This window comes from Mesorhizobium sp. CNPSo 4684 (assembly GCF_057784315.1).
Genome location: NZ_JBWLUX010000001.1, coordinates 187,852 through 207,331 on the forward strand (window position 1 = coordinate 187,852; position 19,480 = coordinate 207,331).

23 protein-coding genes are annotated in these 19,480 nt (G+C 61.1%); 12 read left to right on the forward strand and 11 right to left on the reverse strand.

What is annotated here, in order from left to right; genetic code table 11:
* The first annotated feature begins 40 nt into the window (after nt 1-40).
* Nucleotides 41-1,072, forward strand: coding sequence for a phosphatidylglycerol lysyltransferase domain-containing protein (locus AC04SG_RS00955; RefSeq protein WP_488549548.1), 1,032 nt, complete (start codon nt 41-43; stop codon nt 1,070-1,072).
* A 23-nt stretch (nt 1,073-1,095) separates the two neighbouring features.
* On the opposite strand, the gene AC04SG_RS00960 is transcribed toward AC04SG_RS00955, so the two are convergent.
* Together AC04SG_RS00960 and AC04SG_RS00965 are read right to left on the reverse strand one after the other, a co-directional pair.
* The gene (locus tag AC04SG_RS00960; RefSeq protein ID WP_112559080.1) at nt 1,096-1,857 is read right to left on the reverse strand and encodes an ABC transporter permease; all 762 of its coding nucleotides are present in this window, start codon (nt 1,855-1,857) and stop codon (nt 1,096-1,098) included.
* Nucleotides 1,854-2,795 (reverse strand): ABC transporter ATP-binding protein, encoded by a 942-nt coding sequence (locus tag AC04SG_RS00965; RefSeq protein ID WP_488549549.1) that lies wholly within the window; start codon nt 2,793-2,795, stop codon nt 1,854-1,856. Before AC04SG_RS00965 ends, AC04SG_RS00960 begins: the two co-directional genes overlap by 4 nt.
* A 250-nt stretch (nt 2,796-3,045) precedes the next feature.
* Between AC04SG_RS00965 and AC04SG_RS00970 the strand changes: the two genes are divergently transcribed.
* Nucleotides 3,046-4,407, forward strand: a complete 1,362-nt coding sequence (locus AC04SG_RS00970) for a cytochrome ubiquinol oxidase subunit I (RefSeq protein WP_488549550.1) — start codon at nt 3,046-3,048, stop codon at nt 4,405-4,407.
* Nucleotides 4,408-4,684: 277 nt separating this feature from the next.
* Complete coding sequence (locus AC04SG_RS00975; RefSeq protein WP_488549551.1) at nt 4,685-5,689, forward strand: cytochrome d ubiquinol oxidase subunit II; 1,005 nt, start codon at nt 4,685-4,687, stop codon at nt 5,687-5,689.
* 181 nt (nt 5,690-5,870) lie between these two features.
* On the opposite strand, the gene msrA is transcribed toward AC04SG_RS00975, so the two are convergent.
* From msrA to AC04SG_RS00990, 3 genes are all read right to left on the reverse strand, one after another.
* Entirely contained in the window at nt 5,871-6,596 is a 726-nt protein-coding gene (msrA, locus tag AC04SG_RS00980; RefSeq protein WP_488549552.1) for a peptide-methionine (S)-S-oxide reductase MsrA, read from the reverse strand.
* A gap of 110 nt (nt 6,597-6,706) precedes the next feature.
* A complete protein-coding gene (locus tag AC04SG_RS00985) occupies nt 6,707-6,988 on the reverse strand; it encodes a hypothetical protein (RefSeq protein ID WP_112559086.1) in 282 nt (93 codons plus the stop codon).
* 80 nt (nt 6,989-7,068) lie between these two features.
* Entirely contained in the window at nt 7,069-7,761 is a 693-nt protein-coding gene (locus AC04SG_RS00990; protein WP_488549553.1) for a DUF1223 domain-containing protein, read from the reverse strand.
* 204 nt (nt 7,762-7,965) lie between these two features.
* On the opposite strand from AC04SG_RS00990, the gene AC04SG_RS00995 reads away from it, so the two are divergent.
* Both AC04SG_RS00995 and lepA read left to right on the forward strand, forming a co-directional pair.
* Complete coding sequence (locus AC04SG_RS00995; protein WP_488549554.1) at nt 7,966-8,337, forward strand: endonuclease domain-containing protein; 372 nt, start codon at nt 7,966-7,968, stop codon at nt 8,335-8,337.
* A gap of 147 nt (nt 8,338-8,484) precedes the next feature.
* Nucleotides 8,485-10,290 carry a translation elongation factor 4 gene (lepA, locus tag AC04SG_RS01000; RefSeq protein WP_488549555.1) on the forward strand — a complete coding sequence of 602 codons (1,806 nt, stop codon included), beginning with the start codon at nt 8,485-8,487 and terminating at the stop codon, nt 10,288-10,290.
* A 7-nt stretch (nt 10,291-10,297) separates the two neighbouring features.
* On the opposite strand, the gene AC04SG_RS01005 is transcribed toward lepA, so the two are convergent.
* The 3 genes from AC04SG_RS01005 to AC04SG_RS01015 form a co-directional block, all read right to left on the reverse strand.
* On the reverse strand, nt 10,298-10,993 hold the full coding sequence (locus AC04SG_RS01005) for a hypothetical protein (protein WP_488549556.1): 696 nt from the start codon (nt 10,991-10,993) through the stop codon (nt 10,298-10,300).
* A gap of 155 nt (nt 10,994-11,148) precedes the next feature.
* Entirely contained in the window at nt 11,149-11,994 is an 846-nt protein-coding gene (locus AC04SG_RS01010) for a hypothetical protein (RefSeq protein WP_488549557.1), read from the reverse strand.
* Nucleotides 11,951-12,958 (reverse strand): DNA-methyltransferase, encoded by a 1,008-nt coding sequence (locus AC04SG_RS01015; protein WP_488549558.1) that lies wholly within the window; start codon nt 12,956-12,958, stop codon nt 11,951-11,953. Before AC04SG_RS01015 ends, AC04SG_RS01010 begins: the two co-directional genes overlap by 44 nt.
* 247 nt (nt 12,959-13,205) lie before the next feature.
* Between AC04SG_RS01015 and AC04SG_RS01020 the strand changes: the two genes are divergently transcribed.
* The 6 genes from AC04SG_RS01020 (at nt 13,206) to AC04SG_RS01045 (ending at nt 16,890) form a co-directional block, all read left to right on the forward strand.
* A complete protein-coding gene (locus tag AC04SG_RS01020; protein ID WP_488549559.1) occupies nt 13,206-13,712 on the forward strand; it encodes a hypothetical protein in 507 nt (168 codons plus the stop codon).
* 10 nt (nt 13,713-13,722) lie between these two features.
* Entirely contained in the window at nt 13,723-14,226 is a 504-nt protein-coding gene (locus AC04SG_RS01025) for a hypothetical protein (RefSeq protein ID WP_488549560.1), read from the forward strand.
* A 240-nt stretch (nt 14,227-14,466) separates the two neighbouring features.
* A complete protein-coding gene (locus AC04SG_RS01030; protein WP_488549561.1) occupies nt 14,467-14,814 on the forward strand; it encodes a hypothetical protein in 348 nt (115 codons plus the stop codon).
* 252 nt (nt 14,815-15,066) lie between these two features.
* Nucleotides 15,067-15,696: a CDGSH iron-sulfur domain-containing protein gene (locus AC04SG_RS01035; RefSeq protein WP_488549562.1), complete on the forward strand. Its 630-nt coding sequence runs from the start codon at nt 15,067-15,069 to the stop codon at nt 15,694-15,696.
* 301 nt (nt 15,697-15,997) lie between these two features.
* Nucleotides 15,998-16,369 carry a hypothetical protein gene (locus AC04SG_RS01040; protein ID WP_488549563.1) on the forward strand — a complete coding sequence of 124 codons (372 nt, stop codon included), beginning with the start codon at nt 15,998-16,000 and terminating at the stop codon, nt 16,367-16,369.
* Between the two features lie 152 nt (nt 16,370-16,521).
* On the forward strand, nt 16,522-16,890 hold the full coding sequence (locus AC04SG_RS01045) for an endonuclease domain-containing protein (protein WP_488549564.1): 369 nt from the start codon (nt 16,522-16,524) through the stop codon (nt 16,888-16,890).
* Between the two features lie 112 nt (nt 16,891-17,002).
* On the opposite strand, the gene AC04SG_RS01050 is transcribed toward AC04SG_RS01045, so the two are convergent.
* Entirely contained in the window at nt 17,003-17,323 is a 321-nt protein-coding gene (locus AC04SG_RS01050; protein ID WP_112559095.1) for a hypothetical protein, read from the reverse strand.
* A 165-nt stretch (nt 17,324-17,488) separates the two neighbouring features.
* Between AC04SG_RS01050 and mbfA the strand changes: the two genes are divergently transcribed.
* Nucleotides 17,489-18,472: an iron exporter MbfA gene (gene mbfA, locus AC04SG_RS01055; RefSeq protein WP_488549565.1), complete on the forward strand. Its 984-nt coding sequence runs from the start codon at nt 17,489-17,491 to the stop codon at nt 18,470-18,472.
* Nucleotides 18,473-18,703: 231 nt separating this feature from the next.
* Here the strand turns inward: mbfA and AC04SG_RS01060 are convergent, their stop codons facing one another.
* Together AC04SG_RS01060 and AC04SG_RS01065 are read right to left on the reverse strand one after the other, a co-directional pair.
* Nucleotides 18,704-19,048: an antibiotic biosynthesis monooxygenase family protein gene (locus tag AC04SG_RS01060; protein WP_488549566.1), complete on the reverse strand. Its 345-nt coding sequence runs from the start codon at nt 19,046-19,048 to the stop codon at nt 18,704-18,706.
* A complete protein-coding gene (locus AC04SG_RS01065) occupies nt 19,045-19,401 on the reverse strand; it encodes an NIPSNAP family protein (protein ID WP_455860291.1) in 357 nt (118 codons plus the stop codon). The genes AC04SG_RS01060 and AC04SG_RS01065 overlap by 4 nt, the downstream gene beginning before the upstream one ends.
* Nucleotides 19,402-19,480: the final 79 nt, after the last annotated feature.

Genomic DNA, 19,480 nt, shown 5'->3' on the forward strand with positions numbered 1-19,480 from the left:
GGCAGGCCTCCGTTTATCATCGGCACGCGGAAGCTCGACCATGCCCTCCTTGCGTATCTTTCTCGACAGACTGCTGGAGGGCGCTGCAGCCAAGGTGCCGCGCCAGGATTTGACCCATGTCGAGCGGCTGGCGCTGGTCCGCCGGCACGGCGACTTCTCGCTGGCCTATTCGACCGCCGTGCAGCAAAAACTGTCCTATTTCGGCGACACTGAGGGCTATATCGCCTTCGGCACCAAGATGAAGCACCATTTCGCGCTCGGTGACCCGGTGGCCTATCCGCCCGATCGGCCCGACTACATAAGACGCTTCGTCGAAGCCGCCGACAGCCCGTGGTTCGTACAGATCGGCGAACCGACGGCGCGCGTGCTGTCCGGACTCGGCTACCAGGTCAACCGTCTCGGAATCGACACGCGGCTGGAGCTTCCCGCGCACGACTTTTCCGGCAAGCGCAACGAAACCGTGCGCTATTCAGAACGTTGGCTGTTGAAGAAGGGGTTTTCCTTTGGCGAGGGTGCGGTCTATCTCGATGAGGTCCAGCGCCTGTCGCAGAACTGGCGGGCCGACCGCATCGTCAAGCGCTGGGAGATGGCGTTCCTCAACCGCCCCTTTGCGGATCATCTCGGCATCGATATGCGCCGTTTCGTGCTCTACAGCCCGGAAGGCGAACTCGTCGCCTTGCTCGATTTCGATCCGCTGTTCAGAGACGGCAAGGTGATCGGCTATACCACCTCGTTCAAGCGCAAGCATATCGATGCTTCGCCGCATGCCGAAATCGGCCTGACCAAATTCGCCGTCGACCGCTTTCGCGGCGAGGGCATTTCCGTCGTCACGCTCGGCCTGTCGCCGATGCTCGATGTCGGCGCCAATGAATTTGCCGAATCGAGCTTCTGGCGCAACGCTTTCGAGCGCGCCTATGAATCGCCCTGGGTCAACCGCAGCAAGTTCAACCTGAAGGGTCAGGCGGCGTTCAAGCGCCGCTTCCACGGCGTCGAGGAGCCGACCTACATCGCCTTCCGCAAAGGCACGCTGGTCGAGATGCTGGGCCTGCTGCGCCTGATCAAGGCGGTCTAGCCCTTGGCCGAAGCCACGGTTCGTCAGTTGCGCAGCCGGTAGCCGGTCCGGAATATCCAGGCGACGATGGCGATGCAGATGGCGAGGAACACCACGGTCATGCCGAGGCTGACGCCGACCGAGACGTCGGACTTGCCATAAAAGCTCCAGCGGAAACCGCTGATCAGATAGACGACCGGGTTGAACAGCGTCACCGTGCGCCAGACCTCGGGCAGCATATTGATCGAATAGAAGCTGCCGCCGAGGAAGGTCAGCGGCGTGATGATCAAAAGCGGCACCAGCTGCAGCTGCTCAAAACTTTTCGCCCAGATGCCGATAATGAAGCCGAACAGGCTGAAGGTCACCGCCGTCAGCACCAGGAAGGCCAGCATCCAGAACGGATGCTGGATGTGCAGCGGCACGAACAGCGAGGCCGTCGCCAGGATGATCAGGCCGAGGATGATCGACTTGGTCGCCGCGCCACCGACATAGGCAATGACGATCTCAAGATAGGACACCGGCGCCGACAGCAGTTCGTAGATCGAGCCGACGAATTTCGGGAAGTAGATGGCGAATGAGGCATTGGAGATCGACTGCGTCAACAGCGACAGCATGATCAGGCCGGGCACGATGAAGGCGCCGTAGCTGATGCCGTCGATCTCGGTGATGCGCGAGCCGATGGCCGAGCCGAAGACGACGAAATAGAGCGATGTCGAGATCACCGGCGAGACGATGCTCTGCAGCACGGTGCGGAACGCTCGCGCCATCTCGACCCGGTAGATCGCCCAGACTGCGCGCCAATTCATGGTTCTTGCCTCAGCAGATTGACGAAAATCTCTTCGAGCGAGCTGTTTTGCGTGTCCATGTCGCGGAACTGGATGCCGGCCGCCTCGAGATCGCGCAGCAGCGAGGCGACGCCGGGGCGTTCGCTCTGATTGTCATAGGTGTAGGTCAGCTGTGTGCCATCGGGCGACAGCTCCAGTCTATAGCGCGAGAAAGCATCGGGAACGACGGTCAGCGGCGTGCGCAGCTCCAGCAGCAGCCGCTTGCGTCCAAGCTTGTGCATCAGCTCGGCCTTGCCTTCGACCAGGATGATCTCGCCCTTGTTAATGACGCCGACGCGGTCGGCCATCGCCTCGGCCTCTTCGATGTAATGCGTGGTGAGGATGATGGTGACGCCGTCGTCGCGCAGCCGGCGCACCATCGCCCACATGTCCTGGCGCAGCTCGACGTCGACGCCGGCCGTCGGCTCATCCAGGAACAGCACGCGCGGCTCATGCGACAGCGCCTTTGCGATCATCAGCCTGCGCTTCATGCCGCCAGACAGCGTGATCGCCTTGGCGTCCTTCTTGTCCCACAGCGAGAGGTCGCGCAGCACCTTCTCGACGAAGCCCGCGTTGGGCGCCTTGCCGAACAGGCCGCGGCTGTAATTGACCGTCGTCCACACAGTCTCGAAGGCGTCGATGGTCAGCTCCTGCGGCACAAGCCCGATCAGGCTGCGCGCGGCGCGGTAATCGCGGTTGATGTCATTTCCATCGACCGTCACCGTGCCCGACGAGCGGTTGACGATGCCGCAGACGATCGAGATCAGCGTCGTCTTGCCGGCGCCGTTCGGCCCCAGCAGCGCGAAGATCTCGCCGCGTTCGATGTCGAGGTTGATTTCCTTCAGCGCCTTGAAGCCGGTGGCATAGGTCTTGGTGACCCCGGAAATCGCAATGATGGAGGGCGAGATAGTGGAAGACATGAGGCGGGAAACGACTGCTTGAAAGGGATTATTATTGCGCTGAATGTCGGTGCGCACGGCCGGAAGTCAATGCCGCTGCTGACAATTGTGGACAAATGTTCCCTTATTGCCGTTTCGCCAGGAGGTAGCCAGGGCACTGACGGTTTGGCCTGATCTGCTGCGACAACGCGCCCCGCGTGGCGCCACGCCGCTTTGACCGGGCTGGGCTTCCGCCCTATTCTTCAATCACAAACAGCAGCCGGAGCCCGCCATGGACCCGCTCATCCTGTCGCGTATGCAGTTCGGGGCGAACATTTCGTTCCACATCCTGTTTCCGACGATCACCATCGCGCTTGGCTGGGTGCTGCTGTTCTTCAAACTCCGCTACAACGCCACCAACGATTCCGCCTGGATGCGCGCCTATTTCACCTGGGTGAAGGTGTTTGCGTTGTCCTTCGCCATGGGTGTGGTCTCGGGCGTCACCATGAGCTTCCAGTTCGGCACCAACTGGCCGGGCTATATGGAAACGGTTGGCAACATTGCCGGGCCGCTACTCGCCTACGAGATCCTCACCGCCTTCTTCCTCGAAGCGGCCTTCCTCGGCATCATGCTGTTCGGCTTCCGCCGCGTGTCGAACCGCGTCCACACGCTGGCCACCGTGCTGGTCGCCGGCGGCACCACGCTGTCCGCCTTCTGGATCATCGCGCTCAATTCCTGGATGCAGACGCCGACCGGCTTCGAAATGATCGGCGGCAAGGCGCATCCCGTCGACTGGTGGGCGATCGTCTTCAACCCGTCCATGCCTTACCGCCTCGTGCACATGCTGCTCGCCTCGGGGCTCACCGTCTCGTTCCTGATCGCCGGCCTGTCGGCGCTGCGCTATCTCAGCGGCGACCGTTCGGAATCGATGTGGAAGGCGCTGCGCACCGGCGTCTTCACCGCCGCCATCCTGATCCCGATCCAGATCTTTGCCGGCGACCAGCACGGGCTGAACACGCTGGAGCACCAGCCGCAGAAGATCGCCGCCATGGAGGCCAACTGGAACACCGGCCCCAACGTGCCGCTGGTGCTGTTCGCCTGGCCGGATGAGGCGGCGAAGGAAAACAGGTTCGAGGTCGCCATTCCCGATGGCACCAGTGTTGTGCTGCGGCATTCGACCAACGGCGTTGTGCCGGGGCTCAACGACTATCCCGGCCTCCATCCGCCGGTCCTTCCGTTGTTCTGGGGCTTTCGCATCATGGTCGGCACCGGCATTTTGATGCTCATCGTGTCCTGGTCGGCGACCTTCTTCCTCAAGCGTCGCCACAGCCTGCCGAGGCCGCTGGCCATGCTGATGGTGCCGATGGCGCTGTCCGGCTGGCTGGCGACGCTCGCCGGCTGGTACACGACCGAGATCGGCCGCCAGCCCTGGCTGGTGACGGGCGTGTTGAAGACGGCGGATGCGGTCGGCCCGGTCGCCGGCAGCCATGTCGCGCTGACGCTGGCGATCTATCTCATCCTCTATGTGCTTTTGCTGATCGCCTATCTCGGTGTGCTGGTGCACCTGGCGCTGAAGGCGGCCAAGGACGGTGACACCTCGCCGCTGCCGGGCGTGATGAAAACGGCGATGTCGCAACCGGCCGCGGGGGAGTGAGGATGCACATATTCAAGATCAGCGCCGCCCCTCACCTGCCTGCCGGCATCCTCTCCCCGTATAGGGACGGGGAGAGGGCCGTTGTCGTCGCCGCTTTCGCCAATCGCCGGCATTGCAGGAAGAGACCCGGCATTGCGGCCAGCCCCCTTCTCCCCGCCACTGTACGGGGAGAAGTGCCCGGCAGGGCGATGAGGGGCGGCGCCAACCTCGGTAATCGATCTGAGGATATCGAGTCAGGCGCCGTGCATTCTGTCCCTCGTTGTCGCGGAGGAAGCAAATGACCTTCGACTGGCCAACCGCGCTCCCCCTGATCTTCGCCGGGCTGATGGGCCTCGCCATCCTGATCTACGTCATCCTCGACGGTTTCGATCTCGGCATCGGCATCCTGTTCTCGGTCGCCGAAGATGCCGAGCAGGACACGATGATTGCGGCAATAGGCCCGTTCTGGGATGCCAACGAGACCTGGCTGGTGCTGGCCGTCGGGCTGCTGCTGGTCGCCTTCCCGATGGCGCATGGCGTCATCCTGACCGCCCTCTACATTCCGGTCTTCGTGCTTTTGGTCGGCCTCATCCTGCGCGGCGTCGCCTTCGACTTCCGCGCCAAGGTGCCGTCTGGCAAGAAGCATCGCTGGAATCGCATCTTCTTCCTCGGCTCCATCATCGCCTCGCTGGCGCAGGGCTATATGCTGGGCGTCTATGTGCTGGGCCTCGATGTCGGCCTTGGCGGCATCGCCTTCGGCGCGCTGGTGGCGCTTTGCCTGTCGGCCGCCTATGCCGCGATGGGCGCCGCCTGGGTGATCTACAAGACCGAGGGCGAATTGCAGAGGAAGGCGGTGCGCTGGCTGCGCACAACCCTCGTGCTGACCGCGCTCGGCATGGCGGCGGTGTCGCTGGCCACACCCTTCGCCAGCCCGCGCATTTTCGCAAAATGGTTCGTCTGGCCCGAAATGCTCTATCTGTCGCCGCTGCCGATCCTGTCGGCGCTGCTGTTCCTGTGGCTGTGGCGGCAGACCTTCCATCTGCCCAAACCCGACGACCGCCATGCGCTCCGGCCGTTCCTGACGCTGGCCACCATCTTTGCGCTAGGCTTTGCCGGGCTGGCCTGGTCGTTCTACCCCTTCGTGGTGCCCGATAAGCTGACCATCTGGCAGGCGGCGTCAGCGACGGAAAGCCTCGCCATCATCCTCGCCGGCACGGTCGTCGTGCTGCCGGTGATTATTTTCTATTCGTTCTATGCGTATCGCGTGTTTGGGGGGAAGGCGACGGATCTGACGTATGATTGAGGGGGTGGTGACAGCCTCTTTCTCCCCGTCACTGTACGGGGAGAAATGCCCGGCAGGGCAATGAGGGGCAGCACAAACCTGTCACGTTGGGTGCGCCGATAACCTTTCGATGCCGGCGCCGCCCCTCATCCGCCTGCCGGCACCTTCTCCCCGTATAGTGACGGGGAGAAGGCCGAAACCCTCAGCTCTTCTCCGCCAGCACCAGCACCGGCTTTTCGCTATAAAGCGCCGGGAACAGCGACTTCAAATTCGCCACCTTGGGCAGGTCGTTGTAGACGATGTAGGGATAGGTCGGATTCAGCGTCAGGAAGTCCTGGTGGTACTCCTCGGCCGGATAGAAGGTCTTGCCCGTCTCCAGCGTGGTGACGATGGGCTTGGGAAACACCTTGGCCTTGTCGAGCTGGGCGATGTAGCTCTGGGCGATCTTCTGCTGCTCGCTGTTCTCGGCAAAGATCGTCGAGCGGTACTGGGTGCCCGAGTCCGGGCCCTGGTAGTTCAGCTGGGTCGGGTTGTGGGCGACCGAGAAGTAGACCTGCAGCAGCTGGCCGTAGGTCACCTTGGACGGATCATAGGTGATCTCGACCGACTCGGCATGGCCGGTGCGGCCGCTGCCCACCGTTTCGTAGACGGCGTCATCCTTGGCGCCGCCGGTGTAGCCGGAGACGGCCTTGGTCACGCCCTTGACGTGCTGGAACACGCCCTGCACGCCCCAGAAGCAGCCGCCGGCGAAGATCGCCTTCTCGCTGCCGCTGGCGGCTTTCTCATCCATTGCCGGCGGCGGGATCACCACCGCGTCCTCGGCCGAACGCGCCGGGCTCTGCCAGAAGGCGGCTGCCGCCGCGGCGACGATGAGTGCGGCAAGCGCGCTCTTGAAGATCGGCGTTCTCGTCTTTGCAATGCCGGTCATGTCTGATCTCCTTGATGGTGGCGACGACTATACGACAGATCGTCCCGTCTGGTTTCTCAAATTGCCGTGCGCCGCCCGGCCGCCATACGGCCGGGCCACGGGTTCAAGCCTTATTGCGCGGGCGCCATCGCGTCCGCCGGCTTCATCGCATCCGTTGCGGGTTTCATGGCATCGGCCGGCTTCATGGCGTCGGTGGCGGGTTTCATCGCATTCGTCGCCATCGGGTCGGCGGGCTTCATGGCATCGGTCGCCGGCTTCATGGCGTCCGTTGCCGGCTTCATCGCCTCGGTGGCCATCGGATCGGCCGGCTTCATGGCGTCTTCGGCGCGGGCGCCGGCGGCGAAGGCCGTCATCGAAAGCGCAAAGGCGAGCGCCGTCAGGGTCTTGGTCATGGGTATTTCCTCTCTGATGAGGGCGCGCGGATGCGAGCCCGGTTGTGCCGCGCTTGCGGCGTTGGGTGGACAAAGAAAAATCAGTCGGCGACTGCTGCCAGGATCGGCCCGCCGCCCGGGGTCTGCACCAGCACCGCGGTGCTCAAGCCGCCGGAGGCCGCCGGCAGCGGCAGCGAAGTAGCGCCCCCGCTCCAGCTGCCGAGTTTCTCCAGCGAGTGCACGACATTGGCATGCGGCAGCGTGCGGCCGGTGTTCTCGCCGCGCGCCACCGGCACCTCGATGACGCCCTTGTTGTAACGAACCAGCCAAACATCGGCCTTGCCGCCGGGTGCGGAACCCGCTCCAATGCTGATCTTGCCGCCATCGAGCGACAGCGACGGTCCCTTGGCGTGGCCGCTCGCGGAAATCAGCTGCTCGATCTCGCCGGGCGCCGCCCCCACCACATCGGCGCCGCCATTGACCACGACCTGCGGCGTGAACGGGCCGGAGCGGCCAAGCGACGGCTCATAGCGCACCTGGCGCTGCGTGAATTCCTCACGGCCGAACGTGTCCTTCCAGCCGAGATAATCCCAGTAGGTGACGTTGAACGACAGCGCCAGCACGCCCGGCTGGTCCTTGACCTTGATCAGATTGGCATTGGCCGGCGGGCAGGACGAACAGCCCTGGCTGGTGAACAATTCGACCACGGTGAGCGGCTGGGCGAAGGCGGTGCCGATCGACGACAACAGCGATGCTGCGAGGAGGCCGGACAAGGCGATAAGTTTTGTGGACATTGGGCTTGCTCCGTGCGGCGCTGGGATGCGCCGGTCATCACTCACTTCGCCGCCGCCCGAGGCTTCGTTACAGCGCTCACCGGTTTGTGATGTGTGCCGGCGCGCCCTCCCCTTCTCCCCTTGTGGGAGAAGGTGGATCGGCGCGCAGCGCCGAGACGGATGAGGGGTGTTCCCGCGGAGTGAGAGGTTGGTTAATCTGACGTCATGCCACATCAACCCATCGCTCCCGCCAAACGCAGCTTTGCCCGTTCGCTCCGACGTGAAATGACGGAAGCGGAAGACAGGCTGTGGCACGAACTGCGTGATCGCAGACTCGATCGGATCAAATTCCGGCGTCAGGTTCCTGTCGGAAAATACGTCGCCGATTTCGCTTGTCTTGAAGCACGCCTCATTGTCGAGATCGATGGGAGCCAGCACGCGGATTCAGATGCCGATAGTATCCGCGGAAAGGAACTGGAGGCGAGGGGCTTTCGTGTGTTGCGCTTCTGGAACGACGATGTCCTGAAAGATCTGGACAGCGTCTGCAACACCATCATCGCCTATGTAAGGGATGTCAGTTTGCAGCCATGGCGGTGAAAAACGCCAGGCCGGCGTCAAGCTGGAACACCCCTCATCCGGCTCGGCACTGCGTGCCGATCCACCTTCTCCCACAAGGGGAGAAGGGAAGGCGCTCCCCACCACCCCCGCTTGCCCCTGCTTACAGCCCCTGCTAAAGCGCGCGCCATGAGCACGCCTCTCGACCACATCCGCAATTTCTCCATCGTCGCCCATATCGACCATGGCAAATCCACGCTTGCCGACCGGCTGATCCAGTCCACCGGCGGGCTGGAGCTGCGCGACATGAAGGAGCAGGTGCTGGACTCGATGGACATCGAGCGCGAGCGCGGCATCACCATCAAGGCGCAGACGGTGCGGCTGAAATACCGCGCCAACAATGGCGAGGACTATATCCTCAACCTCATCGACACGCCCGGCCATGTCGACTTCGCCTATGAAGTGTCGCGCTCGCTCGCCGCCTGCGAGGGTTCGCTGCTGGTGGTCGACGCCTCACAAGGCGTCGAGGCGCAGACGCTGGCCAATGTCTACCAGGCCATCGACAACAACCACGAGATCGTCGTGGTGCTGAACAAGGTTGACCTGCCGGCGGCCGAGCCCGAGCGCATCCGCGAGCAGGTCGAGGAAGTGATCGGCATCGACGCCTCCAACGCCGTGCTGATCTCGGCCAAGACCGGCCTCGGCATTCCCGATGTGCTGGAGGCCATCGTCCACCAGCTGCCGCCGCCGCGCGAGGGCAACGCCACCGCTCCGCTGAAGGCCATGCTGGTCGACAGCTGGTACGATGCCTATCTCGGCGTCATCGTTCTGGTGCGCATCATCGACGGTGTGCTGAAAAAGGGCCAGACCATCCGCATGATGGGCACCGGCGCCAAATATCTGGTCGAGCGCACCGGCGTGTTCACGCCGGCCCGTATCAATGTCGACGAGCTCGGCCCCGGCGAGTTCGGCTTCTTCACCGGCTCAATCAAGGAAGTGGCCGACACACGCGTCGGCGACACCATCACCGAGGACAAGCGCGCCACCGCGCACGCTTTGCCCGGCTTCAAGCCGGCGCAGCCGGTGGTGTTTTGCGGCCTGTTTCCGGTCGACGCCGCCGATTTCGAGGATCTGCGCGCCGCCGTCGGCAAATTGCGCCTCAACGACGCCAGCTTCTCCTATGAAATGGAAACCAGTGCGGCGCTCGGCTTCGGCTATCGCTGCGGCTTCCTCGGCTTGCTGCATCTCGAAATCATCCAGGAGCGGCTGGAGCGCGAGTTCAATCTCGACCTGATCGCCACCGCGCCCAGCGTCGTCTACCGGCTGCTGCTGACCGACGGCTCGATGAAGGAGTTGCACAACCCGGCCGACATGCCCGATGTGGTGAAAATCTCGGCCATCGAGGAGCCGTGGATCCGCGCCACCATCCTCACCCCCGACGACTATCTCGGCGGTATTCTAAAACTCTGCCAGGACAGGCGCGGCATCCAGGCCGACCTCTCCTATGTCGGCAAGCGCGCCATGCTGACCTACGATTTGCCGCTCAACGAAGTCGTCTTCGACTTCTACGACCGGCTGAAGTCGATCTCCAAGGGCTACGCCTCGTTCGACTATCACCTGACCGACTACAAGGAAGGCGACCTAGTGAAGATGTCGATCCTGGTCAATGAGGAGCCGGTCGACGCGCTGTCCATGCTGGTCCACCGCACGGCGGCGGAAAAGCGCGGCCGGCAGATGTGCGAGAAGCTGAAAGAGCTGATCCCGCACCACCTCTTCAAGATCCCGATCCAGGCCGCCATCGGCGGCAAGGTCATCGCCCGCGAAACCATCTCGGCCCTGCGCAAGGACGTGACCGCCAAATGCTACGGCGGCGACGTGAGCCGCAAACGCAAGCTGCTGGACAAGCAGAAAGAGGGCAAGAAGCGGATGCGGCAGTTCGGCAAGGTGGATATCCCGCAGGAGGCGTTTATCCAGGCCTTGAAGATGGGTGATTGAGAGGCATCTATTTGAAGTGCTTCTCATACAGCTTAACAGCCAGTTGCTTGTATTGGCTCGAATGGTACTGCTTAAAGGGGAATTTGTTAAGATCCGACAGGCGTGATTTATAATACTCGAAATCACCTGCCTTGTTGTTCTCAATAAGAAGCCGTAGGCAAATTAGAAGACTGTTTATCGTGGTCGTATTCAGCATACGACCGTCGACCGATTTGTCCGTTGTCCATTTATCTTTTGGAACAGACAGCTTCGCAGCCGCAAGAAACATATCGATCTGAGATGTGCAAAAAGTAACATAAGCGTTCAGCATGCTATAATCGCCATCGGCGACCATACTATCCTTACCTGGCTGTGCCCATAGAAAGAAAATAGAGTCTGTCCCAGACGTCTTAACCAGCGGCTTCAGTGCGTAACTCACGATAGAAGTTGTCTTCAGCTTATCCTTATCGAAGAAGTATCGCTCGATCTGGGAAGAAAGTGGCCCTCCGCTTTGATCCAGAGACTCCAAAACCCTTGTAGCGATGGATTCAGCCGAGAATGGCTCAAGGATAGCCGCAATAGCTTGTCTAAGACTGGATTTTGCGTTTGTCTGAGTCGAATTAATCTCAAGAAACAGCTTGGCTTCAAACTTCTCTTTCTCATCGGCACTGGCCGTCTCAGGGTATATAATTCCGGTTACAAGCAGATTCTGCTTGTTCCGCAATTTTGCAATTTCCGGGTCATCCGCAATCGATTCATGGTAGGCGTACGTCCTATGCTGACCATCGATAATGCCAATGGAATTAATTCTGTCTGGAATTTGCACTATTACAGGCACTGTCTTGTTTATAATTGTGTGATCGGCTGTTTTCCCGCCCTTCAGTCGTGCGGAAGGGTGACAATTATATTGTTAACGAAAACGCGCTTGTGGGTCTTTAGATACCTTCTAGTAGAATCGATCTTCGCCTTTGAAATCATCCTTTGGTAGAGGTTGTACGAACCACGCCACCCACCATTGCGAAGCACATACGCGCAGCGTAGCAACACACGTGGGGCTGCGTAAAACGAGACTACTTTGTAGCCCTTGCTGAAATTCGAACTAGATTCCGGCAAGAGCGAGCCGGGATAACTTTCCGTCTTCGTTCCTCCACCAATCTTCCCGCCCTGACCAATGTCCTGCTCGTTCAAACCAAGAAAATCAAGAAGTTCTGGCGCCGCTGACTTTCGAATGCAATCAGAGAGGTTTTTGAAATATCTCAGGTCGGGGTAGTCCAGGTATACCGGGTTTGGTACGTTTTGCTTCAATTGGAGATCTGGCTCGTTAAGCGAGCTGTACACAATTATAACTTTGACTTCGGACGCGTCGTAAGAGGAAAGGAGCTTCCCAGCTAAGTCAGCACTTAAGTCCGAGTAGAACGTCACAAACTTCTCGTGAGAGGCATCAATCTTGTCGTAAACAATTTTCTTAGGCTTAAGGTGAGCGGCGATGTTCGTCGCGATCGTGTACTCAAGACAGACAAGTACGTTTTCTAAGACGTATACATCGTCAAAGTCAGTTTTTTGGCCGTCGTAGATAAATTCTTTATCGGAAAGGTCGGGTATTCGCGCAAAGCCGCTTTTTGCAAAGACGCCACGGACCATCTTACGGTGGTCGGATTTGACCTTGTTTGCTTTGACCTCTTCAGGTGTCAGTTTCGGTTTTTTCTTTGATTTTGCCTTCTTCACCCACCCCTCCCGGAGAAGCTGCGCCATCCATCCATTCTTTGGGACGTGTCGCTACCTTTTCACCACTTTTCGGTTGCCTTACAGACTTGCCCGCTGGTCGCAATTCGAGATCACCAGCCTCGTATCTCACAATACGGTCTTGAGCGATCTGGACGTATTGATCGCTTTGCTCGATCCCTATCCCCACGCGGCCATGTTTGATTGCCGCAATCACACTCGTTCCAGCACCAACGAAAGGATCCAAGACCTTGTCCCCATGATCCGTTAACGCCAGCACGCAACGCTCGGCGAGTTCGCTCGGGAACTGGCAGGGATGGAGGGTCTTCTCTGGGTGTTTGGCCTTTACGTTTGGTATTTTCCAAACCGGGTTCTTGAGAAACGCATCCTCTGGTGAAAACTCCCAAAAATCTGAAGGATTTTTACCGAGCGGATTGCCACTCGGTTGATCGGCCTTTTCTGGTCGCTTGCTTCCGTGCCTTTTCCCTGGATACAGCTGCGGAACTCTGACAGGGTCGAGGTGAAATTTGTATCGATCTGATTTAGAAAACCAAAGGAGCGTCTCATACCGGCCAGAAAAACGCTGGTTCGCATGGAGGCCGAAATTAAAATGCCAGATAATGCGATTGCGAAGCTGAAACCCCTCGTCTATGAACATCTTGTAGAAGAAGAGATCTAACGGGAAGACCTGCCCGTTGTTAACATAATTGCCAACTTGCCAACATATACTTCCATCATCTCTAATTTTTTGGCACAGTTTCTTCACGAGCGGCCTGAGCCACTCTATATACTGTTCTAGCGTGCGCCGCTTACCTTTCTCATATGCTTTTCCGATATTGTACGGTGGAGAAGTAATCGCCAATTGGAACGAATTATCTTCCAAATTGTCTAATTCGGTTAGCGCGTCACCGTGAACTATCGAGGATAGCCGTTGAGCGTCGCTAAAGGCAAAAGTTTCCTGGTTCATTTGTCTTTCCAACGACGAATCGGTGCGGGAAAAATGACATAAAGCATATCACGTGGCTACTTAGGCTGTTGCACGTAATCTTCTTATGAACAGTCACGACGAAGGTAGGCCTAACTGCCATTCTCCTATTTGACCGCGCCCTCTGGTTCTGCCCAACGCGGATCCGCCGACGCGTGGCGGGTTCGTTCAGCCCTTTGAAAACGCCTCACCCTGCGGTACCTGTTTGCGGGCTTATGAGAGACATCAAATGCGGACCACCCTAGACACAGTCGCCGCAATCGGTCTCGCCATCGGAGGCGCCTTCGGCTTGGCCGGCACCTTCGTCGCCAGCGCTCCGCTGCGCGAAACACTCTGGGCGATCGACGGCGTGGCGCTCGTGGTGGCGACCGCGCTGCTCACCATGAAATACCAGCGGCTGGGCAATGACTGCATAGCTGCCGGGTTTCTCACCTTCCTCGCCGGCGAGAGCCTGCTTTTGGCCGGCAACGCGGCGGGGCTTGAGGCCAGCGTGCCCTCCTATGTCGGCGGTATCTCGCTGTGGGCGGCAGCGCTCGTCCTGATCGGCGCGGCGAACACGTTTGCACTCTGGATGCGGCTCACCGGCCTCGTCGCCGCCATCCTGTTTGTCGTGACGGTGGGCATGGTGCTGTGGGGCGCGCCCTTGCTGCCGACCTCGGCGCCGCTGCCCGCCGCCGGCTATCCGTTCCTGGTGCTGACTTTTGCCGGCTGGATCTGGACCTTGCTGAAGCGCTAGGCTGGCAACAATGTCCGCGCCGCTCGAACTCCGCAACAGCGTCACGGGAAAGATCTTCCCGGCAATCGGGCCGTTGCTGATCGGCGCGATCTTCGGTTTCGGCGCGCTGCGCGGACTGGCGGTGGGCGCCGATGGTGTGCTTGTCATCGCGCTGGTGGCGCTCGGCTGCCTTGGGCTCGCCTATGTCATCGCGCGCGGCGCCTTCGACAGTTCGGTCCAGGTCACCTTGGACAGCCATGGTTTCCGCGATGCTCGTGCCGGCGATGTCCTGGTGCCATGGGCGATGGTGAAGAGCGTGCATCTGACCTCCGGCAAGGGCGCGGCAATGCTCAATTTCGAGCTCATTCGCGAGCCACCCGACGAAATCAAATACGCGCCCGCCAATGCGCTCGACCGGATGCTGCCCTTCGGCAAGAACATCGTGCACATGGAGGTGTCGTCGCTGGATGTGCGCGGCCAGGACATGGTCGAAGCCATAAAGACATTCGCGCCGCATGTGGTGGTGAGGCGGTAGGGGCATCGCGAGGCCGCCCCCTCATCCGGCCGCTACGCGGCCACCTTCTCCCCGCTGGGGAGAAGAGGCGAGCACCGGCGCCGGCGACCTCCTCTCCCCTCGGGGAGAGGTCGGATTGCCCCGAATTGCCCTTTGCAATTCGGTTGGTAATCCGGGTGAGGGGGACTTGCCGAGCCCTTGGCTCTAGGCCCAGCCCTCGCATCGTGCGAGCGTGGCGTCTCCGATTCGGGTCCCACCGCCATGCTTCGCCTCACCCTAGCCGTCCTTCTCCTCGCCATCCCGGCGCATGCCGCCGATATGGCGTTTTTCGTCAAGAACCTGCGCAGCCAGGCGGTGGCGGTGGAGCTGTTCAGCCGTGACCGCAAGAGGTCGTGGCCGGGCGGCGACCAGGTGTTTCTGATCGAGCCCAACTCGCAGAAATCGGTGCCGATCTCATGCTCTCAGGGCGAGAACATCTGCTACGGCGCCTGGGTGAACGGCAATGATGCGATCTCGGCCGGGGTCGGGCCGGATAATGACCAGCCGTGCGACACCTGTTGCTTCATCTGCGTGGAGAAGACGACCGAGACGATCGATCTGGTGGAGTAGCGGGGCGCCGAAGCTGCTGATCTCCCCCCTCGTGGGGGAGATGCCTGGCAAGGCAGAGGGGGGCGCTGTCCCGCCGGCAATGACAAGTCGCTTCCGGTGATTTTTTTCCTGTCAGTTGGCACGCTGGAGATCCTTCGCGCCCCCCTCTGGCCTGCCGGCCATCTCCCCCACGAGGGGGGAGATCACGCGGCGAGCTTGACGCCCTTGCCGCCACGGCCCTAGCCTCTTGTCACCCACCACGAGGAGAGCTCCATGGCAGGCACGGTCGAAGGCGAGAAGATCGACGTGTCCTTCAACGGCAAACGCTGCATCCATTCGCGCAATTGCGTGCTCGGCAACCCGCATGTCTTCGTGCCCAATGCGCCCGGCGAGTGGATCCACCCAGAGGCGGCTGATGTCGAACAGGTCGTTACGCTGGCTCAGAACTGTCCGTCCGGCGCCATCGGCTATGTGAGGAAGGATGGCGGGCCCCAGGAGAAGCCGCCGGTGGTCAATACCGTGCGGCTGCGCGAGAACGGGCCGCTGGCTGTCCATGCCGAGATCGTGCTGGGCGACGAGACCTTCTTTCGCGCCACGCTCTGCCGCTGCGGCGCCTCGCAGAACAAGCCGTTCTGCGACAACAGCCACATCAAGGCCGGCTTCACAGCCACGGGCGAGCCGCCGCTGAAGGAGGCGCCGGCGACGCTGGAGGCGCGCAACGGCCCGCTGACCATAACGCCCACCACCAACGGGCCGTTGAAGGTCGAAGGCAATGCCGAGATCGTCACCGGCACCGGCCACACGATCGACCGCACCACCCGCACTTTTCTGTGCCGCTGCGGCCACTCGGCCAACAAGCCGTTTTGCGACGGATCGCATAAACGGGTTGGGTTTGTGGGGTAGGTGCGTGAGGCGCAGCTGATCTCCCCCCTCGAGGGGGAGATGTCGCCGCAGGCGACAGAGGGGGTCGCCTAGCGTGAAGCGCCAACCTCCTTTTCTTTTGTAGCAAGCAGGAAGGTCGAGTCCGGTCGTTCCGCCCCCCTCTGGCCTGCCGGCCATCTCCCCCACAAGGGGGGAGATCAGCAGCTCAGCCACCTCCACCAATCCCCCCAAAATCAGTCAGCGACCGCCCTTCAATGTCGGCCGCCATCATGCGATGCTGGTTCTCTCGGCCGAGGGGGCCGATTCTCATTCGGGGAATGCCATGTCTCTCACCATCACGCGCCGCATCGTCGCAGCGCTTTCGCTGTCCGTTCTGCTGGCGCCATCGGCCTATGCCGCCGACATCACCTTTGCCGTCAAGAACAGCCATCCCAACGCCATGCGCCTCGAGCTCTACAGCCAGGACCGCGACTATGTCTGGCCGGGCAATGACAAGGACTTTTATCTCGACGATGGCGAGACCAAGCAGATCCCGGTCTCGTGCAACGAAGGCGAATCCATCTGCTACGGCGCCTGGGTCGATGGCGACGAGGAAACCTATTGGGGCGTCGGCCCCAACAACAAGGAAAAATGCGAAGACTGCTGCTACACCTGCGAAGGCGGCGAGACGGAAGAGATTGATCTGGTGCCGTAGGTGATACAGCTAATCTCCCCCCTCGTGGGGGTTGAGGAGCGGTCCGCGCAGCGGACGGAAAGCCAACTGCTTGGCCTTCCGAGCGACGAACGTCCGGCAGGACAGAGGGGGGCGCCGTAGAGCGCAAGCCTCCGCAACCACCGAGCATCGCAATGCCGCACACACCCTTGCCGCCTCGACATCGCGCAAGCGCCAGATCGATGCGCAAAGTCCTGACGCCAGCCGAGCTCAAGCTCTGGAACGAACTTCGCGCGCACCGGCTGATGGGGCTTGGCTTCCGACGACAATTTCCCATCGCCGGCTACATTGTCGACTTCGCTTGCCCGGAGAAGAAGCTGGTTATCGAGGTCGATGGCTCCCAGCATGCGGCTGGCGGTGCGGCTGCTGGTGATGAAACGCGGACAGCGCGACTCGAACAAGATGGCTGGACCGTGCTGCGGTTCTGGAACGACGACGTCATCCGCGACATCGACAATGTCTGCCAGCATATTGTGATTGCGGCTGGGCTTGGAGGTGCCTGAACGAATGACGGGTGCTGGGCTGTAGGCAGGGGAGCCGTCGGCGGGACAGCGCCCCCCTCTGTCCTGCCGGACATCTCCCCCACGAGGGGGGAGATCAGCAGCTTCCGGCCGCTCACCCCAGCAGCGCCCTTTGCCGCTTCGCGCCGCCCGCCTTGCGCCAGGCATTGAACCTGTGCGTGGCGGCGGCAAACGAGATCTTCATCTGCTGGGCGACGGAATAGCGCGACTTGCCTTCGTCGAACATGCGGTAGCAGCATTCGACGCCCTCCTCGGTCAGCTTGCCGTCGGGGGCCTTGTTGTGCGGATTGGCGGGATCGAACTTTTCGACCTGCTGCTCAACCAGGCCTTTCAGCCGCTGCAGGTCGGCCTCGATGCTGGCGATGAGATCGAGGACGGGTTTCGGATCGAAGTGGTCGTGCGGCTTTGCCGTCATCTCCAGGGATTCCTTTCGCTTCGCGTGTCGCCGTCAATATAGGTGAACATTCGCTGATAATGAAGGTACGCCGCAGCCCGGCGCTTCAACACTTGTTGACCGGCGATTGACCGGAGAAGCGCCAGCGCCTAGTTTAGAACAATTCTAAACTAGGGTGAATTTATCATGCTTTCCCGTGTCTTCGGTTTCGGCCGCCGCCCCTTCGAATCGCTGTCGGAACAGGAGATCCTGGCGCTGGCAATTTCGTCGGAAGAGGATGACGGGCGCATCTACCGCGCCTATGCCGAGGGACTGGCCGAAAGCTTTCCGCAATCGGCAAAAGTGTTCGAGGCGATGGCGCTCGAGGAAGACGGCCATCGCGATTCCCTCATCGAGCTTTACCGCAAGCGTTTCGGCGAGCGCATTCCGCTGCTGCGCCGCGAGCATGTAAAGGGCTATTACGAGCGCAAGCCCGACTGGCTGGTGCGGCCGCTCGGCGTCGAAAATGTTCGGCGGCAGGCCGAAGAGATGGAGCGCCAGGCCTATCGCTTCTATGTCGAAGCGGCCAAGCGCACCAGCGACGCTTCGACCCGAAAACTGCTCGACGAGCTGGCCGTTGCCGAACAGAGCCATGAGAATTCAGCGCATCGGCTGGAGCAGAAGCATGTTCCGGGCGCCGTCAAGGACGAGGAGGCCAGCGCCGAGCAGCGCCAGTTCATCCTGACCTATGTGCAGCCGGGGCTGGCCGGGCTGATGGACGGCTCGGTGTCGACGCTGGCGCCGATCTTTGCCGCCGCCTTCGCCACGCATGACACCTGGCAAACGCTGCTGGTCGGCCTTGCCGCCTCCATCGGCGCCGGCATTTCGATGGGCTTCACCGAAGTCGCCTCCGACGACGGCAAACTGTCGGGCCGCGGCTCGCCGATCAAGCGGGGGCTGACCGTCGGCATCATGACGACGCTGGGTGGCCTCGGCCACGCGCTGCCCTATCTCATCCCGTATTTCTGGACAGCAACGGCGGTGGCCGCGGTGGTGGTGTTCTTCGAACTGTGGACGATCGCCTTCGTCCAGAACCGGTACATGCAAACCCCTTTCCTGCGCGCGGCGTTTCAGGTGGTGCTGGGCGGGGCGCTGGTGTTTGCGGCCGGGGTGCTGATCGGGAATGCTTAGGTAAGGCAAAGGTCGGCGCTGCCCCTCATCTGCCTGCCGGCATCTTCTCCCCGTAAACGGGCAGAAGGGGCTATCGCGAATTTCGCAGCTTGTTCTGCAACGCTGGCGATTGGCGAAACCATCGGCAACAGCGCCTTTCTCCCCGTCACTATACGGGGAGAAATGTCCGGCAGGACAATGAGGGGCGGCGCGATGGTCGACGGTTATGAATGCCGCTGCACATCGTCAGCTTCACCCATTCACCGCCCGACTATCCGCCGGCGCTTCGTCTCTTTCCGTCAGCCCATAGTCCCGCACCACATGCGCGATGCGCAGCCTGTAGCCGGCAAAGATTCCGCCGCGGCCGGCTTTTTGCGCCTGCCGGTGCTCCTCGGTGTTGCGCCAGGCCTTGACCGCTTCCTCGTCGCGCCAGAAGGACAGCGACAGGATGCGGTTCGGGTCGACCAGGCTCTGAAACCGCTCGATGGAGATGAAGCCATCGATACCGTCGAGCAGCGGCCTGAGCTCCGCGGCGATGCCGAGATAGGCATCGCGCTTTCCCTCAGCCGGCTCGACCTCGAAGATGACAGCGATCATGCTTCCTCCTTGACCGCGGTCTGGAACAGCTGCCGCGGTCCATGCGGTCCGGACACCAGCTTCAAGAAGATGCGGTCTTCTTTCAAGATGAACTTTTCGCGGCGGGCGAATTCGTAATTGGCCTTGCCGGCAGGATCGGCGGCGAGCCGGGCGCGGTAGGCTTCATAGGCCGCCAGGCTGTCGATGTTGTAGGCGGCGTAAGCGGTGGTGGCCGAGCCCTCGTGCGGGGCGTAGTAGCCGATCAAATCGGCGCCGCAGCGCGGGATCGCCTGGCCCCAGGCCTTGGCATATTGCTCGAACGCCGCCTTGCCGAACGGGTCGATCTCGTAGCGGATGAAGCAGGTGATGGTCATCGTGATCTCCTTGGGTTTTCTGCGTCGATAGTTCGAGCGGCGTCGAAACGTTGTGCCGCCGGACCTGCTAAGCAAAATG